This is a genomic window from Methylocystis sp. (assembly GCF_046349115.1).
Taxonomy (GTDB): Bacteria; Pseudomonadota; Alphaproteobacteria; order Rhizobiales; family Beijerinckiaceae; genus Methylocystis.
In genome coordinates, this window is record NZ_JAXMCX010000003.1 from 290,588 (window position 1) to 313,910 (window position 23,323).

The 23,323-nt window shown below is 63.1% G+C and carries 18 protein-coding genes; 5 read left to right on the forward strand and 13 right to left on the reverse strand.

The annotated features are described in order from the left end of the window. Nucleotides 1-15: 15 nt before the first annotated feature. The 3 genes from U1E20_RS10865 to U1E20_RS10875 form a co-directional block, all read right to left on the reverse strand. The gene (locus U1E20_RS10865) at nt 16-1,185 is read right to left on the reverse strand and encodes an isovaleryl-CoA dehydrogenase (protein ID WP_409980618.1); all 1,170 of its coding nucleotides are present in this window, start codon (nt 1,183-1,185) and stop codon (nt 16-18) included. An 83-nt stretch (nt 1,186-1,268) separates the two neighbouring features. After that, complete coding sequence (locus tag U1E20_RS10870) at nt 1,269-2,873, reverse strand: phosphoenolpyruvate carboxykinase (protein WP_409980619.1); 1,605 nt, start codon at nt 2,871-2,873, stop codon at nt 1,269-1,271. Nucleotides 2,874-3,183: 310 nt separating this feature from the next. Further along, entirely contained in the window at nt 3,184-4,320 is a 1,137-nt protein-coding gene (locus U1E20_RS10875) for a HupE/UreJ family protein (protein WP_409980620.1), read from the reverse strand. 318 nt (nt 4,321-4,638) lie between these two features. On the opposite strand from U1E20_RS10875, the gene U1E20_RS10880 reads away from it, so the two are divergent. Together U1E20_RS10880 and U1E20_RS10885 are read left to right on the forward strand one after the other, a co-directional pair. Then, nucleotides 4,639-5,094 (forward strand): copper resistance protein CopC, encoded by a 456-nt coding sequence (locus U1E20_RS10880; RefSeq protein ID WP_409980621.1) that lies wholly within the window; start codon nt 4,639-4,641, stop codon nt 5,092-5,094. Between the two features lie 103 nt (nt 5,095-5,197). Continuing rightward, a complete protein-coding gene (locus tag U1E20_RS10885; RefSeq protein ID WP_409980622.1) occupies nt 5,198-5,764 on the forward strand; it encodes a hypothetical protein in 567 nt (188 codons plus the stop codon). A 33-nt stretch (nt 5,765-5,797) separates the two neighbouring features. Here U1E20_RS10885 and U1E20_RS10890 read toward each other — a convergent pair whose 3' ends face one another. Beyond that, a complete protein-coding gene (locus tag U1E20_RS10890; RefSeq protein ID WP_409980623.1) occupies nt 5,798-6,949 on the reverse strand; it encodes a PepSY-associated TM helix domain-containing protein in 1,152 nt (383 codons plus the stop codon). Between the two features lie 626 nt (nt 6,950-7,575). On the opposite strand from U1E20_RS10890, the gene U1E20_RS10895 reads away from it, so the two are divergent. The 3 genes from U1E20_RS10895 (at nt 7,576) to U1E20_RS10905 (ending at nt 9,440) form a co-directional block, all read left to right on the forward strand. Then, on the forward strand, nt 7,576-7,833 hold the full coding sequence (locus U1E20_RS10895; RefSeq protein WP_409980624.1) for a hypothetical protein: 258 nt from the start codon (nt 7,576-7,578) through the stop codon (nt 7,831-7,833). Between the two features lie 146 nt (nt 7,834-7,979). Continuing rightward, a complete protein-coding gene (locus U1E20_RS10900) occupies nt 7,980-8,639 on the forward strand; it encodes a hypothetical protein (RefSeq protein ID WP_409980625.1) in 660 nt (219 codons plus the stop codon). A gap of 123 nt (nt 8,640-8,762) precedes the next feature. Continuing rightward, complete coding sequence (locus tag U1E20_RS10905; RefSeq protein ID WP_409980626.1) at nt 8,763-9,440, forward strand: hypothetical protein; 678 nt, start codon at nt 8,763-8,765, stop codon at nt 9,438-9,440. A 41-nt stretch (nt 9,441-9,481) separates the two neighbouring features. On the opposite strand, the gene U1E20_RS10910 is transcribed toward U1E20_RS10905, so the two are convergent. The 9 genes from U1E20_RS10910 to U1E20_RS10950 all read right to left on the reverse strand — a co-directional run bounded on the left by U1E20_RS10910 (nt 9,482) and on the right by U1E20_RS10950 (nt 23,171). Further along, on the reverse strand, nt 9,482-11,188 hold the full coding sequence (locus U1E20_RS10910; protein WP_409980627.1) for a bifunctional protein-serine/threonine kinase/phosphatase: 1,707 nt from the start codon (nt 11,186-11,188) through the stop codon (nt 9,482-9,484). A 14-nt stretch (nt 11,189-11,202) separates the two neighbouring features. Then, complete coding sequence (locus U1E20_RS10915) at nt 11,203-12,465, reverse strand: MFS transporter (protein WP_409980628.1); 1,263 nt, start codon at nt 12,463-12,465, stop codon at nt 11,203-11,205. Nucleotides 12,466-12,483: 18 nt separating this feature from the next. Next, nucleotides 12,484-15,216 carry a molybdopterin-dependent oxidoreductase gene (locus U1E20_RS10920; protein WP_409980629.1) on the reverse strand — a complete coding sequence of 911 codons (2,733 nt, stop codon included), beginning with the start codon at nt 15,214-15,216 and terminating at the stop codon, nt 12,484-12,486. 8 nt (nt 15,217-15,224) lie between these two features. Then, entirely contained in the window at nt 15,225-16,817 is a 1,593-nt protein-coding gene (locus U1E20_RS10925) for a sulfite reductase subunit alpha (protein ID WP_409980816.1), read from the reverse strand. 5 nt (nt 16,818-16,822) lie between these two features. Continuing rightward, on the reverse strand, nt 16,823-18,577 hold the full coding sequence (locus U1E20_RS10930) for a NirA family protein (RefSeq protein ID WP_409980630.1): 1,755 nt from the start codon (nt 18,575-18,577) through the stop codon (nt 16,823-16,825). 1 nt (nt 18,578) lies between these two features. After that, a complete protein-coding gene (locus U1E20_RS10935) occupies nt 18,579-19,811 on the reverse strand; it encodes an NAD(P)/FAD-dependent oxidoreductase (protein WP_409980631.1) in 1,233 nt (410 codons plus the stop codon). A 325-nt stretch (nt 19,812-20,136) separates the two neighbouring features. Beyond that, nucleotides 20,137-21,285 carry a CmpA/NrtA family ABC transporter substrate-binding protein gene (locus U1E20_RS10940; protein WP_409980632.1) on the reverse strand — a complete coding sequence of 383 codons (1,149 nt, stop codon included), beginning with the start codon at nt 21,283-21,285 and terminating at the stop codon, nt 20,137-20,139. After that, nucleotides 21,282-21,854 carry an ANTAR domain-containing response regulator gene (locus U1E20_RS10945; RefSeq protein WP_409980633.1) on the reverse strand — a complete coding sequence of 191 codons (573 nt, stop codon included), beginning with the start codon at nt 21,852-21,854 and terminating at the stop codon, nt 21,282-21,284. The genes U1E20_RS10940 and U1E20_RS10945 overlap by 4 nt, the downstream gene beginning before the upstream one ends. Before the next feature lie 96 nt (nt 21,855-21,950). Further along, entirely contained in the window at nt 21,951-23,171 is a 1,221-nt protein-coding gene (locus U1E20_RS10950; protein ID WP_409980634.1) for an alpha-amylase, read from the reverse strand. Between the last annotated feature and the right edge of the window lie 152 nt (nt 23,172-23,323).

The following is a 23,323-nucleotide window of genomic DNA, read 5'->3' on the forward strand; positions in this document are numbered from 1 at the left end:
GGATTCAATCCAAAGTCAGGCCGTCTCCTGAAAGAGTTCGCGCCCGATCAACATGCGCCGGATTTCGCTCGTTCCGGCGCCGATCTCGTAAAGCTTGGCGTCGCGCAGCAATCTGCCCGTCGGATAGTCGTTCATATAGCCATTGCCGCCGAGGCATTGAATCGCCTCCAGCGCCATCCATGTCGCGCGCTCGGCCGCGAATAATATTGCGCTCGCCGCGTCCTTGCGTGTCACGCGGCCGCGATCGCAGGCCTTGGCGACCGAATAGACATAGGCGCGCGTCGCCATGACCGCTGTGTACATGTCGGCGAGCTTGCCCTGCATCAGTTCGAATTCGCCGATCGGGTGACCGAACTGCTTGCGTTCGTGCACATAGGGAAGCACGACATCCATGCAGGCCTGCATGATTCCCAGAGGTCCGCCGGCAAGCACCGCGCGCTCGTAATCCAGCCCGCTCATCAGCACATTGACGCCGCGTTCGGGCAGACCAAGCACGTTGTCTTCCGGAACCTCGCAGTCCTCGAACAGGAGTTCGCAGGTGTTGGAGCCGCGCATGCCGAGCTTGTCGAGCTTGGCGCCGGAAGAAAAGCCTCGGAATCCCCGCTCGACGATAAAGGCGGTGATGCCATGTGGCCCCGCGCCAGGGTCGGTCTTGGCGTAGACGATCACGACATCGGCGTCGGGACCATTGGTCACCCACATCTTGCTGCCGTTGAGCAGGTAATGATCGCCGCGCTTGATTGCGCTGAGTCGCATGTCGGTGACGTCGGACCCGGCGCCGGGCTCCGACATCGCCAGCGCGCCGACGTGACGGCCCGCGACGAGGTTCGGCAGATAGCGCTGCTTTTGTTCCTCGGAGCCGTTCCGGTGAATTTGGTTGACGCAAAGATTGGAGTGAGCGCCGTAGGACAGCCCGACCGAAGCGGAAGCGCGGCTGATTTCCTCCATGGCGAGGACATGTTCGAGATAGCCCATTCCCGAGCCGCCGTAGCGCTCATGCACGGTCAGTCCCAGGGCGCCGAGCGTTCCGAGCTTGGGCCAGAGGTCCGCAGGGAAGGCGTTTTGCGCATCGATCTCTTGCGCTAAGGGCGCGATCTCCGCCGTCGCGAAGGCCTCGGTTGCGCCGCGCACGCGGTCGGCGACGTCGCCGAGATCGAAGTCGAGGGTAGGCGTCCAGTGGCGCATGCGCATCTCCGATGGCGCGCGGTGGTAGTGCCTATATTTTCTCGCGTGGGCGAAGTTTCAAGCGGCGACAAACGCTGAAGCGACTACCGGATGCGGCCGGGCTGGGCGTCAAGCACTTGCCGATCGACGTCAAGCGCGAGCGTGCGGAAATTGGTTTCGAACATGCCGACAAGCCGATCCGCCATCTGCCCAAAATCCTCGCGCGACGACCAAGTCTGGACCGGATCAAGCATTCGGGGATCAACGCCCGGCGCCGACGCGGGCACGCTCAGGCCGAATGATGGATCGATTCTGAAGTCTCCCTGAGCGAGCGAGCCGTCGAGCGCGCCCTGCAGCAGCGCGCGGGTCGCCGCGATCGGCATCCGGCGCCCGATGCCGTAGGGGCCGCCCGTCCAGCCGGTATTGACCAACCAGCAGTTCGCTTGGCTGGACAAAATGAAGTCGCGCAGCAGATTGGCGTATTCGGTCGGCCGCCGCGGCATGAAGGGCGCCCCGAAACAGGCCGAGAAGGTCGCCTGTGGCTCCTTGACGCCGCGCTCCGTCCCCGCGACTTTGGCGGTATAGCCGGAGAGGAAATGATACATGGCCTGCGCTGGCGTGAGCCGCGCGATCGGCGGCAGGACGCCGAAGGCGTCGCAGGTGAGCATCACGACATTGCGCGGATGGCCGGCGCGGCGAGTGGCCGACGCATTGGGGATAAAGCCGAGCGGATAGGCGATCCGCGTGTTTTCGGTTTTCGACTCATCATCGAAATCGAACCTGCCGGCGTGCGGATCATACGACACATTCTCAAGGATCGCGCCGCGCCGATGCGAGGCCGCAAATATATCGGGCTCCGAATGCTGCGATAGGCGGATCGCCTTGGCGTAACAACCGCCTTCGAAATTGAAGAGCCCGCTTTCGTCCCATCCATGCTCGTCGTCGCCGATCAGGCTGCGCGCCGGATCGGCGGAGAGGGTCGTCTTGCCGGTCCCGGAGAGCCCAAAGAAAACGGCGGACCCATGCTCGCCGTCATTGACGGCGCAATGCATCGGCAGCACGCCTTTCGCGGGCAGAATAAAGTTAAGATAGGTGAAGATCGATTTCTTAATCTCGCCGGCATATTGCGTGCCGCCGATCAAGACCACGCCCCTCGAGAAATCGATCGCGATCACCGTGCCGGAACGACAGCCGTGACGCGAGGGGTGGGCCTGAAATGACGGGAGATCCAGAACCGTCAATTCCGGTTCGAAGCGTTTGGAGTCGCCGTCGGCCGGAACGAAGAGATGACGCGCAAACAGCGCGTGCCAAGCATATTCGGTGAAAACCCGAATGTTGAGCTGATGGGCCGGGGTCGCGCAGGCATGAAGGTCCTGAGCGAAGAGCTTCATCCGCCGCGCATACGCGGCCATGTCGTCGTAAAGCCGATCGAATTGCGCGGGCGTCATCGGCTGATTGTTGTCCCACCAGATGGTCCGGTCGGTCAGCGCGTCGCAAACGACGAATTTATCCTTCGGCGAACGGCCCGTGTGAACGCCAGTTTCAACGACAAGCCCGCCGGTCGAAGCCGCAAGTCCCTCGCCGCGCCGCAGGGCTTCTTCGTAAAGTTCCCTCGCCTCGCAATTGCTACGCGCCCATGCGGAGAGGTCCAGGTCATCGACCGCTGAGACCTCGACGTCATCCGCTCGCCACATCGCTGCATTCGCCATGCTGGACTTTCCTCGCTGGTCGCTGAATGCAAGATGAATTGCATATAAGCGCCGGAATAGCGCAAGCGCTTTCAAGAAATAAAGCGTGGATGACTGGATTCAATGCGCAGCGTGACGCGCCAGTGCATAAGGTTAAGGCGGCGTAAACGCGGTCCTGCACAGCAAGCGACGATCAAAGCGACGCCCAAGGCGCCTGCGAATCAGGCTCTCGATCGAAATGCATGAAGACGCGGCGCCGGCGCTGAAGATGGAAGGGGCCGGTATTCGAGGTACGCCACGGCGCTAACGCTGATCGCGTTACGAGCGCCGACTAGCTTAGTTCGGAGACGCGCATGAAAAACCAATAGACGCCGAAGCCGGCAATAATCGCCGAGCAGAGCTTGACGAGAAGCGGACTGCGCTGTCCATGGTTGAACATTCTGTCGGCGAAAAGCAGCATCGGGAGAACGATCAGCACGACGCCGATCTGGCCGACCTCGACGCCGATATTGAAGCTCGCCAGCGCCGGCACGATGGCGCGCTGGGGCACGCCGAGTTCGATGAGGCCGCTGGCGAAACCAAAGCCATGGATGAAGCCGAAGGCGAAAGTATCATGCCAGCGCCCGTCGACCTTTCGCGAAAAGAAGTTTTCGACGGCGACATAAATGATCGACAGCGCGATCGCGATCTCAACCCATTGGCTCGGCAGATTGACGAGTTCGAGCGCCGCGAGCGACAGCGTCACCGAATGCGAGACCGTAAACGCGGTCACGATCTTGACGACGGGCCAGACGCGCGTCGCCCACAGCATCACGGCGATCAGGAAGCACAAATGGTCGTAGCCGGTCATGATATGCTCGACGCCGGCCGAAAAGAATTTCGGCGCGAGTTGCCAAGGCGTCAGCAACGGTTTGGAAAGATCGATCATCGGATCGCCGGGATAGATCATGACCTGTCCAGGCGCCGGCTCCCGGCCCAAGCGCTGCGCCTCGGTCAGATTGGAGTCGTCGCGCTTCTCGCCGATGCTGACGAGATGTTTCGCCCGCGGCCCCTGCGCTGCGAGAAGTCTCGCGGGGTTGTAATAGATTTGACCCTGAACGGCGCTGCAATCCATGCTCAGCACGACTTTCGAGTCGGACGGGTTGGTGGGGTCTTCGCCGACCGAAACCACCGCGCTCGGACAGGTTTGACCTTCCGCATTCTGCAGATCGACGCGGCTTTGGATAAATTTGCCGATCATCCCCTCGATGACGCCAGGCTCGGTCAGATCGACATCGCTCCGCGGCTTGTTCTCTGCGAACATGCGCTCGATGTCGGTCCCCAGAAAGCCGACCTCGACGCGATAATGGCCCTGCCCTTCCGGCGCGATGCGGCTGCTGGAAATATCCGCCGTATGGGCGCGGGCCGCCGACACAGTCGCGATGAGCGCCAAAACCGCCGTCAGCGCACGAATTGGCGACCACATCATTGGGGCGCTCCCTTGACGCGCCGCGAGCCCGCGACGTATGCAGTTTATATAAAACTTGCATATCCGGAGCGAAGGACAACCTCAAGTCCGGCGACCGCGTATAGCGTCTCGCGATTTCGGCGCGTCATCCGGATGGCGTCGCCGGTCGGGTCTGTGACAATATAAAATGCCGGTCGCGCCGCCCCAATATGACCTTTGCTCGCGAGCCGGCCGTGAATGGCTATTGGACGTTGCCGAATGAGGACGAGCGCATATGCGAGATTTTGGATTTTCGCCAGCCGGCGAGCGCGCCGTCCACTATTCTTCGGGGCGTTCCTCTTGACCGCAACGATATCCGCGAGCGCGGCGGCGCGCGAAGCGGGCTCGGATATTTCGCCAAGCAGGCGCGATCAGCCGATCAGCTCCGCTCCGGCGATTGTGCTCACCGGGCCTTCGCGCCCGTCGCGAGAGTCATCGCAACCGGCGATCATTCTGGCGCATGCCATCGTCGTTCGCACCTCCCCGGCGCAAGGCGGCGTCGGCCCGGAGGATATCGGAAAGGTGGAGGTTTGGTACGACGCCGGCATCCGCGACGCCTTCGCCGCTTTGGCGGTGGTGAGCGCCGCAGGCGAGAGGGTCGACAAGCGCGACGCGGCGATCGACAGCGCCGATCCGAGCCATGTCTCGGTCAGCGTCAATCGCTTGACTCCCGGCAAATATACGGTGCGCTATCGGGCGCTATCGGCCGACGGCCATCTCGTCAGCGGCGCCTGGGAATTCGAGGTGCGCCCTTGAGGCAAATCCCACGAAGACGGGGCGCCTGTCGAAGACGCGAGCGCGAATGACCGGCGCTCTATAGCGAGATGGCCTTCGGCGTAAGGGAAAGGAAGCGCAGGCGATGAGTCCAGGGCGTCTGAACTTACTGGTTTTCGCAGGCATCGTGTTGCTGATCGGCGTCAATGCCGCGGCGTTTTCCTATCGCCTCTGGGTTCCGGCGCTCAATCAATACGTCGCCGACTTTTGGAAGGCGCATACGCTACAACCGGCTGAGAAGGCGGGCGATCGCACGATATCGGAATGTCTTGGGGTCAGTGATTTCTATTCCGTGCATCTCACGACATATTTCCTCCCCGACTCCGACGAGAACGCCGGCGGCGCGACCAACGATATGAGCAAATATGACGAATATTGCGACCGCGTGCCGGGAACGGGCAAAGTGATTTTTTCCGTCACGCTTATGGAAAAGGACGCGCGAAACGAATCCATCGCGCTGTCCTTCTATCAGGTTGAATCCGACGGCGCGCTCAGACAGATAAGCGCCCTGCCGGCGCGGCCGAGTTCAGGCGGCTTTATCACTTTGGAATCGACCGTCGCGCATAAGGGGAAATATCTGCTCAAACTTGCTTTCGGCGAGGCGAAGAACGCCGAGGACACGATCGAGATGCCGATCCTGGTCGGGCAATGAGCCGAGACGCGCACAGCGTTCAGATGCGATATCTCAATATTTCGCTCGCCTTCGCGCTCGGCGCTTCTGTCGCCATCTCAAAAAGCCCGTGACGTAAAGCGTCAGCGGCGTCAGCCCGACAAATAGCACGATCGAACGTCCGATCGCGCCAAACGCTTCGCCGGAATGCAGCGGGAATAACCATTCGAGAAATTTCTCGCCGGCGGTGAAGCCTTCGCGATCCTGGACATAGAGAACCTTGCCGCTGTACTGATCGACGCCGACATTTCGATTTGTATTGGTTCGGTTGGGTTCATCGTCCGATTGCTTGCCGACGACATAGACGCCGGTTGGCGCGCTTGGCAGAAGAATCCAGTGGAGCCTTCCATCGGGAAAGATTTTATCGGCGGCGGCAACCGCCGCGCCGACGCCGATCGGCGGCTGGCCTGAAAGCGGCGTCGAAGCGCCAAATTCAGGATCAGGACGCACGGGAGAAAACAAAGCGGTCGCCGACCGCGTCGCCGGCTTGAAGATCATGGCGACGCCTGTAAACAGCGTGACCAGTAAAATCGCGGCGCAATAGATGCCAACGCTCCGGTGCACGTCATAGGCGAGTCGTTCGGCGCTGGCGCCCCATTTGATTTTCAAGCCCAGACGCCAGTCGCCGTAGAGCGGGCACCACAGATACAGTCCGATCAGAATGGAAAAGAACATAAGGATGGCGAGCGAACCCAGCACATAGGCGTTGTTGACTCCAAGCAGCAGCGTCCAATGAAAGATCATAACGATCGGGATCAGCGGCTGCGAAAATGTCTTGTCGCCATGCAGATAAAGCCGCCGCCCATTCACCTTCGCGGCGTAAGGGTCGACGAACAGCTGATAAACATCGGTTTCGAAATCGTCCGTCTCGACCATATAGGTGATCGTCGCCGCCGACCCGGGTCCGCGCGGCATCGTCAGTCTTTCCGCCTTACCGTCGGCGGGCATCGCCGCGAGAGCGGCGGCGAGTATGTCGTCCGTCGAGCGGTAAGACGCCTGCGCGGGAACGTCGACGCGCATGATTGAGGCGTTCAGCATTTCATCGATCGTTTCGCGAAATGCGAGAATGGCGCCGCTCAGCCCAACCAAAACGAACACCGCCCCAACGAAGAGGCCGATGATTCGATGAATCTTTAGAAACGCCTTGCGTGCGGCTTCACGCCTCATCGCATTCGATCCGACCCGTTTCGGGCGAGCTTGTCAACCGAAGCTGCTGCTCTCAGGCGAAGCGATGTCGCGCACGCCATCGCGCAAATCGCTTTGAGCCAGCGATGCGTTTGGCTTCCGCACGCCGCGCCCTGGCGCTGACGGCGTTGAGCGACGGCGACCCATGCGAAGATGTCACTTCTTCTCGCGTCGTCGATCAACGATGAGATAAACGATGCCGCCAATCGCAATGATTGCCCAGGTCGCAATGGCCAGGAGCCATGTCTGTCCGCTCCACATTTCGCCTTCCCGCGAACTGCGGCCTCAAGTTTCGCGTGTGTTTGGCTGAGGTTTGCGACGCATCGCCGCGTCACCTGCCGCGCACGGAACTCGAGGCGACTCGATGGTCACGCCGCTTTAGTATGAAAAAAATTATGCGGCTTCATACTGGAAATGTCAAGCATTTCCACGCCCGGCGCGGGATTGGTCGGCGGCTCGCCGGCAAGACCGAGAGGAAACCGCCTCGCACAGACGCGGGCATGGCCGCGAAGTTCTGCTTTGGTCGCCATTATCTTCGGCTGTCGCTTTGCTCTATCCTGGCGAGCGTGAATCATTGTGGGAGCCTCAAAAAGCCAAGAGGAGGAAAAATGAAAAAGGATGTGTGCAAGGGAGCGACGCTGGCGATCGCCGCTGTATCAATCGTTCTGGCCGGCGCCGCGCCGCCCGCCAAGGCCGCCTCGACCGGCAAGGTGCATTGCCTCGGCGCCAACAGCTGCAAAGGCAAGGCCGATTGCCATTCGCCGAAGAACGCCTGCAAAGGCATGAATTCCTGCAAGGGCCAGGGTTGGATCTTCATGGAGTCCGACGCCGCCTGCGCAGCGGCAGGCGGCAAGGTTCTCGACTGACCCCCCCGAGCTTTGCGAAGGAGCGCCGACGCATCCGCGCGATGTGACTGTCGGTCAGGCCTCGGGCGCCAATGGCGGCGATCTTGTCACGCCGAAATCGCCGCCAATTTAAGTCCTGTCCTTGAAAAAGAGACGGGAGACAGCCCATGTCGACAATGCTCCGGCGCTCGACGTATCGCGAGCGCGCCGCTTTTGGCTTGATCGACGACATCGGCGGCGTCACCGCGGTCCTTCTCGCGGTTTTGGGATTGGCGGGTCTTTATGCGCCGATCCTTGCCGCGATCGCGACGATCCTTTTGGGCGTCGCTCTCTTGCTGCAGGGAAGATCGCTTCTGGCGCAATATGCGCAGGCTTGCGTTGAAGCCGGCGCCACGACGCCGGTCAGCGCCTTGGCTGCAGCGGCGCGTTTCGCCGTTATTCTGCTGGGCGCCGTAGGAGTGGCGCTTGGGGCGCTGGCGCTGCTCGACGTGAACTCCGCCGTGCTGACGCCCATCGCATCGATCATGATCGGCGCGGGACTCGTCTTCAGCAGCGTCTCTGCTTGGCATCTCAACATCGTCAGACGCGCGGCCGCGACAGGCGAAGCGAGCGCAAGAGACATGCTGGCGAATCAGATGATATTTGATTCGCTTGGCGTACAGAGCTTTGCCGGGCTGGCCGCGATCCTTCTCGGCGTGCTTGCCGCGTCGGGCGCGACCTATGACCTGACATTCAATCTCGTGGCGTTGCTCATTCTCGGCGCGGCGCTGACGCTCAAAGGAGGCAGCCTGAACACAATCCTCCTCGCCTTCATGCGCCCCGCCTGACAAAGGGTGAGCGCGGCGCCGACGCCGGCGCAAAGGCGCGATTGGGCTTGACGAAGCGAATCCGACGCTAGTTGCAGTTGCGCGTTGTCGCGCCGGCGCCATCGCAAATGTGGAGACAACGCCATGTCCATCACCTCTCGAGAATCGGCGTTTCGCGAAACCGCGGTCTATGGCGGGCTCGCCGACGCGATTGGCGGTCTGGCCACGATCGTCATCGCCATCGTCGGCCTTGCGGGCGTGAACGCGCCGAACATGGCCGCGATCGCGACGATTGTGTTTGGCGCCGCTCTGCTGACTCTTGGCGGAACCATGGCGTCCGAATATGCGCGCATCATATTCCCGGCCGGCTCGACTCCTTCCCAGGTCGAGGGGCTCGGCGGCAGCAGCCTGTCGGTTATTTTCCTCGTGGGCGTGGCCGGCATCGTCCTTGGCGTGCTCTCGGTGCTCGGCATTGAAGCTGCCGTCTTGACGCCGATCGCCGCCATCGCCTTCGGCGCCGCCCTGCTCCTCAGCAGCAACGCCGTGTGGCAGCTGCACGCGCTCGGCCAGGAAGCGCTGAAAAGCAAACGCGCGGTCGATCTCGCAAGCGGCGACATTCTCTCGCGCGAAATGGCCTTTGGCTCGGCCGGCGTTCAGGCGCTCTCGGGCCTCGGCGTGATCGTGCTCGGCGTGCTGGCGCTGGTCGGGGTCGCGAATGAGCTGACGTTGAACCTTGTCGCGCTGCTCGCGCTTGGCGCGACGATCGTCTTTACCGGCGGCAGTCTGAGCGCGTCATTGCTCAATTTTATGCGCGCGCCTTGACTGAGCGACGCGGCGCTTGACGCGCAGCCGACGGCTTCCGGCTACCGATGGAAAACGGCGATCGCCAACAGGAGCGCGAGCAACAGGCAGAGCGCCCGCCAAAAAATAAGAGGGTTACGTTCGTAGAGCGACTTCTTGCGCGGCGTCAGCGGCTGCGCCCGCGCCGAACCATTTTCGAGTTCGAAGGCAAATTCCAGCACGTCGCCAAAGCGATCGGCGCGCTCCACGCCGATCGCCTTCAGGATAGCCGCATCGAGCCAGGCAGGAAGGTCGGGCCGCCTTTGCGCGAGCGGCAACGGCTTGGTGAAGCGCGGTCGGCTGAAAGGTTCGATTTCGCCGTAAGGATAGCAACGGCTGAACATCCGATAGACCGTCGCCCCGAAGGCGAATTGATCCGACGCTTCGTCGCCGGCAGCGCCGTCGAAGAGTTCCGGCGCCATATAGCTCGGCGTGCCTGGCGCATGCGCTTCCGGCAAACTTTCGAGATTGGCGGCGCGACAGACGCCGAGATCGACGAGCCGCAGCCCGCCGTCCTTGAGCAGGATGACATTCTCCGGCTTGATATCGCGATGGATGACGCCGGAGCGATGCAAGGTCGCGATGGCGCGCGACAGGCGCGCCGCGATCGAGACGCCTTCCGCAAGATCGATTCGCGGCTCGCGACGCAGCCGCGCTTCCAGAGTCTCGCCATCGTAAAAGGGCATGACCGAATAGAGCCGGCTTTGTCGGCCTGGCAGCAGTTCAATCACTTCGCCGACGAACGGACTTCTCACCCTCGCCGCGACCCAGGCCTCATTGACGAAGGCCATTCGGTAGGAGTCGTCATCGGCGACGCGCGGATGCGGAAATTTCAGAACGACCGCCTTGCCGTTCTGCAGATCGGTCGCGTGCATCACGCGGCTGTAACGGCCTTCGGAGAGAAGCGCGTCGATTCGAAAATCGTCGACGACATCTCCAATCGACGGCAGTTCGCGAATCGGCAGACCCGCGAAGGCGCGCGACAAGGCCCGCTCGTCGGCGGGCGGCACATCGACGACGTCGACGACAAGCGCCGTGACATTGTCATTGCTGCCCATCTCCAGCGCCGCCTCGACGATCCGATCGGCGGTTTCCTGCGGCGCGCGTCGTTCGGCGAGAAGCGCGCTCAGCCTGCTGTCGGCCAACACGCCATGGACGCCATCCGAACAGAGCAGAAATCGATCATGAAGATTGAGACTAAGCAGCCCGTGATCAAACAGCAGCGCATCCTCGAAACCGACGGCGCGACGCAGCACATGCGCGAAATCGCCCTGACCGAAAGTGTGATCCTTGGTCAATCTTTCGATTCCGTCGCCGGCTAAACGATAGATGCGCGTGTCGCCGACGTGAAGGATGAAGGCGCTGCGGCGCGACAGGATCAGCGCGCTGAATGTCGTCGCCATTCCTTCCAGAGCAGGGTCGACTCTCGACTGCGCCGCGATCCACCCGTTCGCCGCTTCGAGCGAGCGGGCGGCGGCGCGCGCGACGCCCAAAGTCTCCGGCTGCGCATAATAGCCGTCGATGAAAGCGCGCACCGTCGTTTCGGCGGCGGCGCGTCCGCCCTTGTGGCCGCCGACGCCGTCGGCGACAGCGGCGACGACGCCAGGCAAGGCGCCGCCGCCGCAGGGACCAAAGCAAAGGGCGACATAGTCCTGATTGTCAGGCCGCCGGCCCTTTTGCGTCGCAAAGCCCGCTTCGACTTGTAAATCATGCACGACGCGGACTGACACGCAGCTCTCTCAGCTTAGATTCGCGCGCCGGAAACTGCGCCCCAGGTGGTGCGCCAGCGCGTTTTCACGAGGATCAAGCCTACGAGACCGAGCAGCGCAAGGAAACCGAAGAAGCCGAAACCGACCATGAAGCCGCCGGTCGCTCCCTTGGAAAGGGCGAGAGTCTTGGCGAGGAAATAGCCGCCGAATCCGCCCGCCGCGCCGACCAGTCCGGTCATCGCGCCGATCTCGCGGCGAAAGCGCTGGGGCAGCAGCTGGAACACCGCGCCATTGCCCATGCCGAGAGACAATACGCCGATCGAGAACAACGCCACCGCCGCGAAGGCGACAGGCGGCAGCTGCAGCAAGTTCCATCCCGCTATGCCCTTCGCCGGCGCCGGTCCGGCCGGAAGAAGCGCGACGGCAAAATAGCAGGCGGAGACGATGACGAAGAGAAACGACAATGTCTTCACCCCGCCGATGCGGTCGGCGATATAACCGCCGACCGGCCGGAACCCCGAGCCAAAGGCGACGATCAGCGCCACCATCAACCCGGCGGCGACTCCGGTCGCGTGATATTGCGTGGTGAAATAGAGCGGAAGCGCCGAGGCGAGACCGACGAAGCCGCCAAAGGTGATGAAATAGAAGAACATGAACCAGCGGCTGTCCGAATCCGCAAGCATTCTGCCATAGCCGGAAAAGTCAGTCTGGGTTTTGGCGCCGGGCGCATCCTTGGCGGCGAAGGAATAGATGACGAGCACCAGCACCATCAACGCGAGCAGAACGCCATAGACCGTGCGCCAACCAAACGCCTCGGCGATCGACGGCGCGAACAGCGTGTCGAGCACGACGCCCATATTGCCGGCGCCGGCGATGCCCATCACCAGACCCTGATATTGCGGCGGATACCAGCGGCCGGCCTGTGGCAGAGCAACGGCGAAGGAGGCGCCGGCCAGTCCGAGCGAGAGACCGAAAAGCGCGATCGCGATCGGGCTCGTCAAGCCAAAGACGCAGACGAGAGATACGGCGAACATCACGACCGCCTGCGCGGCGATGCCGGTCATCTTGGGACCTATCGCGTCCGAGAGCAGACCGAGCGGCACGCGAAAAAACGCCCCGCCCAGAACCGGAATGGCGACCAGCGAGATTTTGTCCTCGACCGAGATCGGCATGTCCTTGGTGATGTAGATCATCAGCGGACCGAGCGAGACCCAGGCCATGAAGCTGATGTCAAAATATAGGAAGGCCGCAAGCAGCGTCGGCCAATGACCAGCCTTCCTGAAGTCAGCGAGTTTCATACCGTACTCCTTCTTTGTTTATGCGTGTTGTTCAGCCGTCGGGGAGGCGGCGGCTGAAGAGGCCTTGATGAGACGTTCAATTTCCGGCCGGCATGAGCCGCAATTTGAACCCGCGCGGACGGCCTTGCCGACGTCGACGGTCGAGCGACAACCCTGCGCGATCGCGGCTTCGATTGTCTTTTGTCCGACGCTGAAGCAGGAACAGACGAGCGGACCGTCAGTCGCCGATGACCGGTCCGAACGACCGGACAGAAGCGACAGCCGCTCCGATTGATCGAGACGTTCGCGGGAGAAGAGTTCGAGCGCCAAATCCCAAGGCGGCGAAAGCGGCGCGAGACTCCAGATCAACGTCGCCCGGTCGTCGACAAAGGCCGCGCCCGAGAAAAGGCTCTTTGTTTCGTCGATCAGCTGGATCACGTCTTCGCTGGGCGCGGCGGCGCGGATCGTTTCCGCGCAATCGTCATCCGTGAGATCGCCGGCGACGCGATAGCCAAAGCCCTCAACGACGGCGACCCTCGTCCACCATACGCCTCTCGGCAGAATCATCGGCGTGCGGGAAAGGAAGAAGCCCTGACGCGCGAAGCGCGCCGGCGTCATCGCGGCCGGCGTCGCCTTGGCTTCCGGCTGCCCCGAGAATGGATCGACGAATGGCGCGACGAGCGCGCCGACGCGCGCATGCGCGGCGGTCTCGTCGGTCCAATGGATCGGCGCGAAAATATGACCTGCCGGCTGACGGTCGGTGACGACCGCACGCAGCACGCAGTCGCCATAGGGCGTCTCGACGCGGGCGAAGCCGCCGTCTTCGACGCCAAAGCGATCGGCGTCAGACGCGCTCATCTCGACGAAAGGTTCGGCGAGATGGCGCGCGAGACGGGGGCTCAGCCCGGTTCGCGTCATGGTGTGCCATTGATCGCGGATGCGGCCGGTGTTGAGCCGAAGCGGGAAATTTTCGGTCAGCTTCGTCGCCAAGACGGGCTTCGCCGGCGCGATGAATTTCGCTCGTCGGTCCGGCGAGAAAAAGCCGCCTTTGGCGAACAGTCGCTCGCGGCCTTTGCGCTCGCCGGCAGGAATCGGCCATTGTGTCGGTTCGAGCGCGTCATATTCGGCGTCGCTCAGCCGCGCCAGTCCGCCAATATTGAAAGCGCGCGCGCCATTATTCTCGAAGCCGGACAGAGCGGCGTGTTCGCGAAAGACGTCGGCGGCCGAGCGATAGTCGAATCCCGCAAATCCCATCCGTCGCGCGACATCGGCGAAGATCGACCAGTCCGGGCGGGTTTCGCCCGGCGTCGGCAGAAAAGCGCGTTGTCGGGAAATGCGGCGTTCCGAATTCGTCACAGTGCCGCTTTTCTCGCCCCAGGCCTGCGCCGGCAGCAGCAGATGCACGCCGCCGTTGATCGTATCGTTCGACGTCACATTGTCGGAGACGATGAAGAGATCGAGCTTCGCCAGAGCGGCGCGCGCAGCGTCGGCGTTGGGAAGGGACGCCGCCGGATTGGTGCCGACGACCCACAGCGCCTTGATGTCGCCGCGCGCGATCGCGTCGAACATTTGCACCGCTTTCAAGCCTTCGCGCTGCGCCATGCGCGGCGCGCTCCAGAAGCGACCAACGCGATCGATGCTGTCCGCGTCGAAGCCCATATGCGCGGCGAGAGTATTGGCGAGACCGCCGACCTCCCGCCCGCCCATCGCATTGGGTTGGCCGGTCAGCGAGAACGGCGAAGAGCCGGGGACGCCGACGCGGCCAGTCGCGAGATGGCAGTTGATGATGGCGTTGACCTTGTCGGTGCCTTGCGCCGACTGATTGACGCCCTGCGAGAAGGCGGTGACCGTGCGCGGCGTTTGCGCGAAGAGTTCGAAGAAGGCCGCGATATCGACCTCGCGCAGCTGCGTCGACATCGCCGTCGCTTCGATCGACGGCGCGATGTTCCGCGCCCCCGTCAGCGCGCTTTCGAAGCCGGTCGTGTATTGCCGAATATAGTCGGCGTCGAGCGCGCCGAACCTGTCGAGATAGACAAGCAGGCTGCAAAACAGCGCCTGATCCCCGCCCGGCGCGATCTGCAGGAACAGATCGGCGCTTTCCGCCGTCACCGTGCGGCGCGTGTCGATGACGACGAGCTTTGCGCCGCGCTCCTCCTTGTTGCGCATGATGCGCTGAAACAGAATCGGATGGCACCAGGCGGCGTTCGAGCCGACGAGCACGATGAGATCGGCTTCGTCCAAATCTTCGTAGCAGCCCGGCACCACATCGGCGCCGAAGGCGCGCTTGTGGCCGGCGACGGTCGACGCCATGCACAGGCGGGAATTGGTGTCGACATTGGCTGAGCCGATGAAGCCTTTCATCAGCTTGTTGGCGGCATAATAATCTTCGGTCAGCAGCTGGCCGGAGAGATAGACCGCGACTGCGTCGGGGCCGTGCCGGTCGACGATGCGGCGAAGGCCCGTCGCGGCTTCGTCCAGCGCCGCATCCCAGCTTACCCGCGCCAAGGCGCCGTCAGCCTGACGGCGCATCGGATAAAGAAGCCGCCCGTCGAGTCCGAGCGTTTCCCCCAGCGCCGAGCCCTTGGAGCAGAGCCGGCTGAAATTCGCCGGATGGGCGGGATCGCCGACGACATCCTTGGCGCTCGCCGAAGCGAGCACGCCGCAGCCGACGCCGCAATAGGGACAGGTCGAGCGCGTCGCCGACGCCTGGATCGGCGGCGCGTCAGCCTGCAATATTTGGTGCGGCGGTGGCGCCAGGACTCCGTCGAGCATGCGCGGCCTCAATACACATCCTGTTGATAGCGCCCGCTCTTTTTGAGCTGCGCGACGAAGGCGACCGCTTCATCTATGCTGCGCGCGCCGAATTCTGCGACAACGTCGACAAGCGCGCGCTCGACATCCTTGGCCATGCGCTGCGCATCGCCGCAGACGTAGAAATGCGCGCCTTCAGCAAGCCACGCCCATAATTCGCGACCGGTCTGGCGCATGCGGTCCTGCACATAGAATTTCTCCGCGCCGTCTCGCGACCAGGCGAGCGACAGGCGCGTGAGCAGCCCGGTCGCCTTCATCGTTTCGAATTCGTCGGCGTAGAAGAAATCGCAGGCGGAGCGTTGATGGCCGAAGAAGAGCCAGTTGTGGCCGCTCGCATGGGTCGCCGCGCGCTCATGTAGAAAGGCGCGAAACGGCGCGACGCCGGTGCCCGGCCCGACCATGATGATCGGCGTCGCCGGATCGCCGGGCAGGCTGAACCCATGCGCCGGCTGCACATAGACCGGAAGGGCGTCGCCTGGCGCAATGCGCTCGGCGAGAAAAGTCGACGCGACGCCGAGACGTTTGCGCTTACCGATCACATAGCGGACGGCGTCGACGGTCAGCGACAGGCGTCCGGGCGACGCCTTCGGCGATGACGAAATCGAGTAGAGACGCGGCTGCAGCGGCTCCAGCGCTTCGACAAAAGCTTCGGGATGAGGACGCGCGTTGGGAAACTTCTGCAGCACGGCGAGCACATCGAGCGTCGCGGCGTCGCCGTCAGGGTCCTCGCCCTGCGCGAGCAAACGCGCCTTCTCGCGCTGCGCGCCGCCGGTGATGAAGGACATCAATTCGAACAGCGCGTCCGGCGCCGGCGAGAGCGCGACGTCGCTCGACAATATTTCGCGCAGAGTCTTTTCGCGCACCGGCGTCACATGCGAGGCACCGAGCATGGCGATGATCTGGTCGACGAGGCCGAGATCGTTTTTGGGAAACACGCCGAAACTGTCGCCGACGTTGTAAGTCAGTTCGCTCGCGCCGATGTCGAATTCGATGTGCCAGGTGTCTTTCTCCGAACCTTCCCCATTGAGCCGGCGACGCGACAGAAAGGTCGCGCCGACAGGATTGTCGCGCGAGCGGCCCGGCGTCGGCGCTACGGCTGGTTCTGAAGCGAGGGCGGGCTCCGCCGGCGCACGAGCTGGAGCCTCGTCCAGCTCCGCCGCGAGCGCTTTCAGCATCCGCGCGGTGTCCTTGCCGCCGGGCGCGCAGAGATTGAGCCGCGTTTCCTTCTTGGCGGCGAGCACATCGGCATAGGACTCGCAATTATACCCGCACTGGCCGCAGTCCTGCTGCGCCATCGCCGCCATCATGCGCCGGCGCAGCGGCCGGCCTTGCGCGAGTTGCATCCGCGCATCGAGCGCCAGAGTCTGGTCATGCCAGGGCGCTTCGCCATCGTCGGCGTCGGCGGATGCGCCCGCCAGAACCGCGGCGTTGGCTTCCGGCGACAGCGGCGTGACCGCGCCGTCGTCAGGCGCGGCGAAACCGGCAAAGAACCCGCTCAGCCAGGCGCGCTGCTCGGGCGTGAAAGGCGCGCTCGGCGGAATGAGAAAGGGCGGGTTGGACATGTCGGTCACGCCGCGCTCTCCTCATTCACGACGCGACGCAGCGTCTCGATGTCATGGCGCCGCGCGAAGTCGACGAAGGTTTCCTCCGCGCTCGCGCGGTTCTTTCGATAGGCGCGAAGAATTTTCGCGACCGCTTCGGGCGCCTCTTCCGCCTTCACATTCTGATGGAGTTCAGCGGCGATGCGGGCGTCTTCGGCGAATCCGCCGCCGATGAGAATGTGATAGCCCTCGACCGTGTCGCCCTCGTCATTGATCGGCACGCGTGCGCCGATCAGTCCGATGTCGCCGATGTAATGCTGGGCGCATGAATGATGGCAGCCGGTGAGATGAATATTGATCGGCGTGTCGATCGCCGCCGTCGTTTCGCAATAAGCGGCGATTTCTTCGGCGTGCCGTTTGGTGTCGGCCGCGGCGAACCGACAGCCGAAATTTCCCGTGCAGGCGACAAGCCCGGCGCGAATTGGCGACGCCTTCGTCGCGAGGCCAAGCGCCTCGATCGCCCCGACGGCGTCGGCGACGCTTTCGTCGGCGACGCCGGTGATCAGCACATTCTGCCAGACCGTGAGACGCAGCCCGCCGTCGCCGAATTGGCGCGCGATCTCGGCGAGACCGCGCGCCTGCTCGGGGGTAAGACGTCCGACCGGCAAAGCGACGCCGATCCAGTTGAAGCCCGCTTGCTTCTGCGGATGCACGCCGATATGCGCGGCGCGATCCTGTCGCGGACGCGCATCAATTGCATCGGCGTCGACGCGCAGCAGCTTGCGGCCGAGCTTTTCTTCAACGGCTTCTAAGAATTTATCGAAGCCGAAGGCGTCGAGCACATATTTGAGGCGTGCCTTGGCGCGGTTGGCGCGGTCGCCATGGTCAATGAAGACCCGCAGAACCTTGTCGGCGACCTCCACCGCGTCGTCAGGCGGCACGATGACGCCCGTATCGCGGGCGAAATCCTTGTGGCCGGTGATCCCGCCGAGCGCCAGCCGGAAATACACGCCCGGCGCGACCCCGCGCCCGTCCTTTACGACGACGGCCTGAAAACCGATGTCATTGGTGTCTTCCAGCGCGCCGATCAATCCCGCGCCGTCGAAGGCGATATTGAATTTGCGCGGCAGGCCGTAAAGCGAGCGATCATTGAGAATGTGATGATGCATCGCCCGCGCATAGGGGCGCGTATCGATCAGCTCCTGCGGATCGACTCCGGCGGTCGGCGTTCCGGTGACATTGCGAATGTTGTCGGCGCCGGACCCTTTGCTCCACAGGCCGAGATCCTGAATCGCCTCGACAATGTTCACGGCGTTTTTCGGCGCCACTTCGCGGATCTGAATATTGGCGCGCGTCGTCACATGCAGATAGCCGCCGCCGTAATTTTCGGCGAGATCGGCGAGGCCGGCGAACTGCCATTGATTGAGCGCGCCATTAGGGATGCGCAGCCGGCACATATAAGCATCCTGCGCCGGCGCGACATAAAATAGGCCATAGAAGCGCCAGCGGAAATTGTCGGCGGGCTTGGGCGGCGCATTCTCTTTTGCTTGCGCGACGAGGCGCGGCCAGGCGTCGAACGGATGTTCCTCGCGCTTCCATTTCTCCTGATCGTTCAGCTTGCCACCCGCGGCGGTGACGCGATCCTGCGCCGCAAAATGCGCCGCGTCCGGTCCCATCGGCTGCGCGGGCACGGGCGGCGCCGTTTTACCGCCGCGCGCCGAGAAGCCGGCGGCGAATCCTTCGAGATAGCGCTTTTGATCGAGCGTGAAATCGGCGGACATGTCAGGCGGCTTTCTGAACGGGCGCGCCGAACATCAAGTCGTCGCGCATCGACGAAATATCCGCGCCGGAGCGAATGAGATCGAGGAAATGGGCCGCCCCGCTCGTATCTCCGATCAGGATCGCGCCAGCGAGCCGATCGTCGCGCTCGACAAGCTTGCGATAAATTCCCATGCGCGGGTCCTTGCAGACGATGCGGCGCGCATTGTCTTCGCCAAGATAATCGCCGGCCGAGAACACGCGCACGCCGGAGACTTTGAGGTTGGTGGAGACGACGCTGCCGCAATAGGACGCGTCTTCTCCGGCAAGCCGCATCGCGAGAACCCGTCCCTGCTCATAGGCGGGCTCGACGAGGCCGTAACAGACCCCGCGATGTTCGGCGCATTCGCCGATCGCGAAAATTTCCGCTTCGCTCGTCTTTAGTCCGTCGTCGACGATCACGCCGCGCCCGACGTTAAGACCTGTCTGTCGCGCGAGGTCGGCGTTAGGCCGAATGCCGACGGCAAAGATCACGGCGTCGGCGGGAAGAGTTCGACCATCGGCGAACTCTATGCCTTCGACGCGGCCCGAACCCGTGATGCGCGCGGTATTGGCGTTGAGCAGCACGCGCACGCCTTTTTCTTCGACAAGCCGGCGCAGGATGTCGGCGCCCGCCGCATCGAGCTGGCGCTCCATCAGCCGATCCATGACATGCACGAGCGTCACGTCGACGCCACGCCGCGCCAGCCCATAGGCGGCTTCCAGCCCGAGAAGCCCGCCGCCGATGACGACCGTACGCGCGCCCCTGCCTTCGAGCCGGGACAGCGCCTCAACGTCCTGCACGTCGCGAAAAATATGCACGCCCGGCAGATTGGCGCCGTCGATCGGCAGCCTCACCGCATGCGAGCCGGTCGCGAGCAAGACTTTGGAATAGTCGACGCTGCTCCCATCATCGAGCATGACGCGCCGGGCGGCGGCGTCGATCCGCACCGCCTTGCGGCCGCTGAGCGCGGCGACGCCGGCCGCTTGCCACCACTGCCGAGGCTTGAGTTCAATGTCGTCGACCGACAAATCGCCGGCGAGAACGGAAGACAGCAGCACGCGATTATAGGCAAGCCGCGGCTCTTCGCCGATCACCAGAATGTCGTAACGATCCGGCGCGCGGTTTATAAGCTCCTCGACGAAACGGGTCGCGGCCATGCCGGCGCCGATGACGACGAGCTTCTCGCGACTTTCACAAACGTGCAAACCTGTCATGCGTCGACTCTGCTGAACGGCCGAACGGTCCGGTCACAAGTCGCTTCGCCTGGATTGTGGGAAACGGGCAAGACGACCGAAGCGCGCCGCAAATTGCGCAACCGCTTCTGTGACGGAGCCCAGCATTGGACTCGCCCCGGCGGACCGGCGATCGTCGTTGACCGATTGGATAACTGCACAATTCGGGCCAGAGCCATCCAATAGAATATATTTTTGAAATTACAGGTGTTCTTCCATCTTCGACGGCGATCGGCGCCGCGTCCGGCGCCGAATGCTTAGGCGCGAGGCGCCTAACGCATGGCGCTTTTGAACAGCCGCTCGGCGCTTAGAGCCGCTGTCCGATCGCGAAGCCGGCGAGATAATCCTCATAGCTCCGGCCGTCGAAAGCGGGTCCCGCGAAGGCCGCAATTTCGCGTCGATCATGCGAGCCGCCGATGGCGGCGTCGAAAAGGTCCGGGCGCAGGACGGACTTCGCCTTATCGGCCATCGCCGGGGAATAGCGCGTCTGCCGCCAGCGGAGCATTTGCGCATAGATCCATTCGGCCTGGCGCGGATCGGGCCGCATCGCGCTCGCTTCGCCAATGATGAGATAGTCGTCCCTCTCGCGCGTCTCTTGACCGTTGACGCGCAACCGACCGGTCAGCACGCGCCGAATGATCTCGGCGTCGACGCCGACATATTCCGGGCGCGAGAGAATCTGCGAAACCTCCTCGAGATTTTGCGGCGCATCGACATAGGCGGCGCCCTTAGAGACGCTTCGGACCAGCGCGGCGACGAGATTGGGGTCGTCGTCGGCGACGCTCTCGCGCAGCGCGAGAACCTTCTCGAGCGCGCGCTCGAAAATCTCGCAGCCGAAATGCAGAATGACGCCGACGCCGGCGTCGACCGCGACAGAACTCCATGGCGCGCCCACGCAAAATCCGTCGAGTTGGCCGCGCGCGAGATTTTCCACCATGTAGGGCGGCGGCAGAGCGATGAGCCGCAGGTCTTCATCCGGATCGACGCCGCCTTCCGCCATCCAGTAGCGCAGCTGATAATTATGCATGGAAAACGGGAAGGTCATGCCGAACGTGAGCGGCTCCCGCCCCTCGGCGCGGCGACGCGCCACGATCGCCGCCAGCGCGCGCGCGGTTTCGCCAGGATGCGCGACCGCGCCTTGCGCCGCGAGTTCGGCGTGCAGCGCCGTCGACACGGCGATCGCATTGCCATTCGTGGCGAGATTGATCGGCGTCGCGAGCGGTACGCGCACATGACCGAGCCCGAGGGTGGACGCGACCGCCATCGGCGCCAGAAGATGCGCCGCGTCGAAACGGCCGATGGCGAGCTTGTCTCTGATATTCGCCCAGGAGACTTCGCGGATCAGTTCGACATCGAGTCCTTCCGCCGCGGCGAAGCCCTTATGCGCGGCGATCAGCAGCGCGGCGGCGTCGACCAGCGGAATGAAGCCGATTTTCACAAGCGCCTTGCCGGTCATTTGAACATCTCCGCCGCGGTGATGACCGAGCGCGCGATGTCGATGATTTTCTTGTTTTCGCGCATCGCCGCGCCGCGCAACATCTTATAGGCGTCGTCTTCGGTAAGCTTCTTCGCCTTCATCAACAGGCCCTTGGCGCGCTCGATCGTCTTTCGTTCCTCGAGGTCGGATTTGGCGCGCTCGAGTTCGTCCTGAAGCTTGGAGAAGGCCTTGAAACGCGAGACGCACAGATCGAGGATCGACTTGATGCGCTCCTTTTTCAACCCGTCGACGATATAGGCCGAGACGCCCGCGTCGACCGAGGCTTGAATGGACGCCGTATCGCTCTGGTCGACGAACATCGCGATCGGCCGGCGCACGGCGCGGCTGACCTGAAACATCTGTTCGAGCGTATCACGCGAGGGATTTTCCAGATCGATCAGGATGACGTCGGGATCGATGGCGTAGATCTGCTTCAGCAGATTATGCATTTCGCCAATGCGCTCGACCTGCGTGAAACCGGCGTCACGCAGTCCTTCCTGCAGGATCAACGAGCGAATAGGACTTTCGTCGACGATGACGATTTTCAATTGGCGGCGTCCGCTGCGCGCATCGGTGGGCGCGCGCCGGGCAGGCGCGCCGCCAGCCCTCAGGCTGGCGATCCTCGCCCGGCGCGATCCGCGCGTTTATATCTTGAACCGCAGCGACATGCCCGCCTGCCAGTTTTTCATGATCTGCGGACCGTTGAGATTCTGGTAGACGGGCAGGCCCGCCTCGATCGCGAGCAGCGTGCTCTCGTAACCGATGAACTTGCCGCTGATCGTCGCGCCGCCGAAGAGTTCGACCCGCTGCCCGCCGTAAAAGGCCGGATTCGCCGGCACGGCCGGGCCGCGGATTTCCGGATCGAAGCCGCGAATCGGGCCCTGGGTCGAACCGCTCACGCGGAAGGTCGTAGTGAGGCCGGGCGTCCAGGTATAGCCGCCCCAGGCGTTAAATTCGTGCAGATCGCCCCAGCGGTAACCTCCCGACGGCGTGGGGCCGAAGGGGAACGTCAGGCGATAGTTGAGCAATTCGTCCCAGGAATAGCCCAGGTTATTTGGGGCCAGCGGAAAGCGCCCGCGATAGCCAAGACCCCATGACCAGGGCCCCAGATAGCCCGCATAGACGATTCCAGGGAGGAAATCGAACGTGCCGGTCCCGGGCTGCATCCCGTAAAACGCCCGGACGTTGCGACGGGTGCCGTCGGGCAGGAGAAAGTTAGAGAAAGTGGCCGAGTAGCTGCCGACGGGGAAGGTGAAGCCGAGCGAAAGCTGGATGCGGTGGATGTCGTCCTGATAAATGCGGTAGACGCCCGACAGGGTGACGTCGGCAAGGCTCGTCGTTCCCGGCAGGCTCCTGCCGAGCGGCAGAATTCCCGAAGCGCCCTTGAAGGTGAGGGCGTTGAGATTTTTCTCGACCATGCCGGCCGTGAGAACCACCGCGAAATCCTTCGTGACGCCGTAGCTGAGGCCGACGATCTGGGTCGCAAGCGCGATATTTTGCGGGATGATGCGCACGGTTTGCTTGGGATTGAGAAAGAACGGCACATGGGTGACGATATATTCGTTAGAGACCGTGCGCGTCCCCATCTTGATGCCCGACAGATTGGCGAAGATCGGGGTGACGGAAAGCACGAGCTTGCCGGCGGCCGGCATATCGGCGCCGAACACTCCCATCGGCGCGGGCGGCGGCGGAGGCGGCGCGGGCGGGGTCGTCGCGGGCTGAGCCTTTACCGAAGGGACTTCCGCGACCGCGGCCTTGCGGGGGGCGGCGTTCGCGTCGGCCGCGACGATCGTCGTCGCCATTGCCAACGCCAGCGCGCCTTGCGATCGTCGAACCATCGACCGATGCGATTGTGCTTTCTTCATCGCGAACCTCATCTGCGACTCGTCCGAGCGCGCCAGAAAAACAAAAAGCCGCTGCCTGAACGTCTGCTCGGCAGACATTCAGGACAGCGGCGATGCTGGGGGCCCCTCTATGGACCGTGGCGTCGCGCACGACGCCTTCGCGATTAAGAATG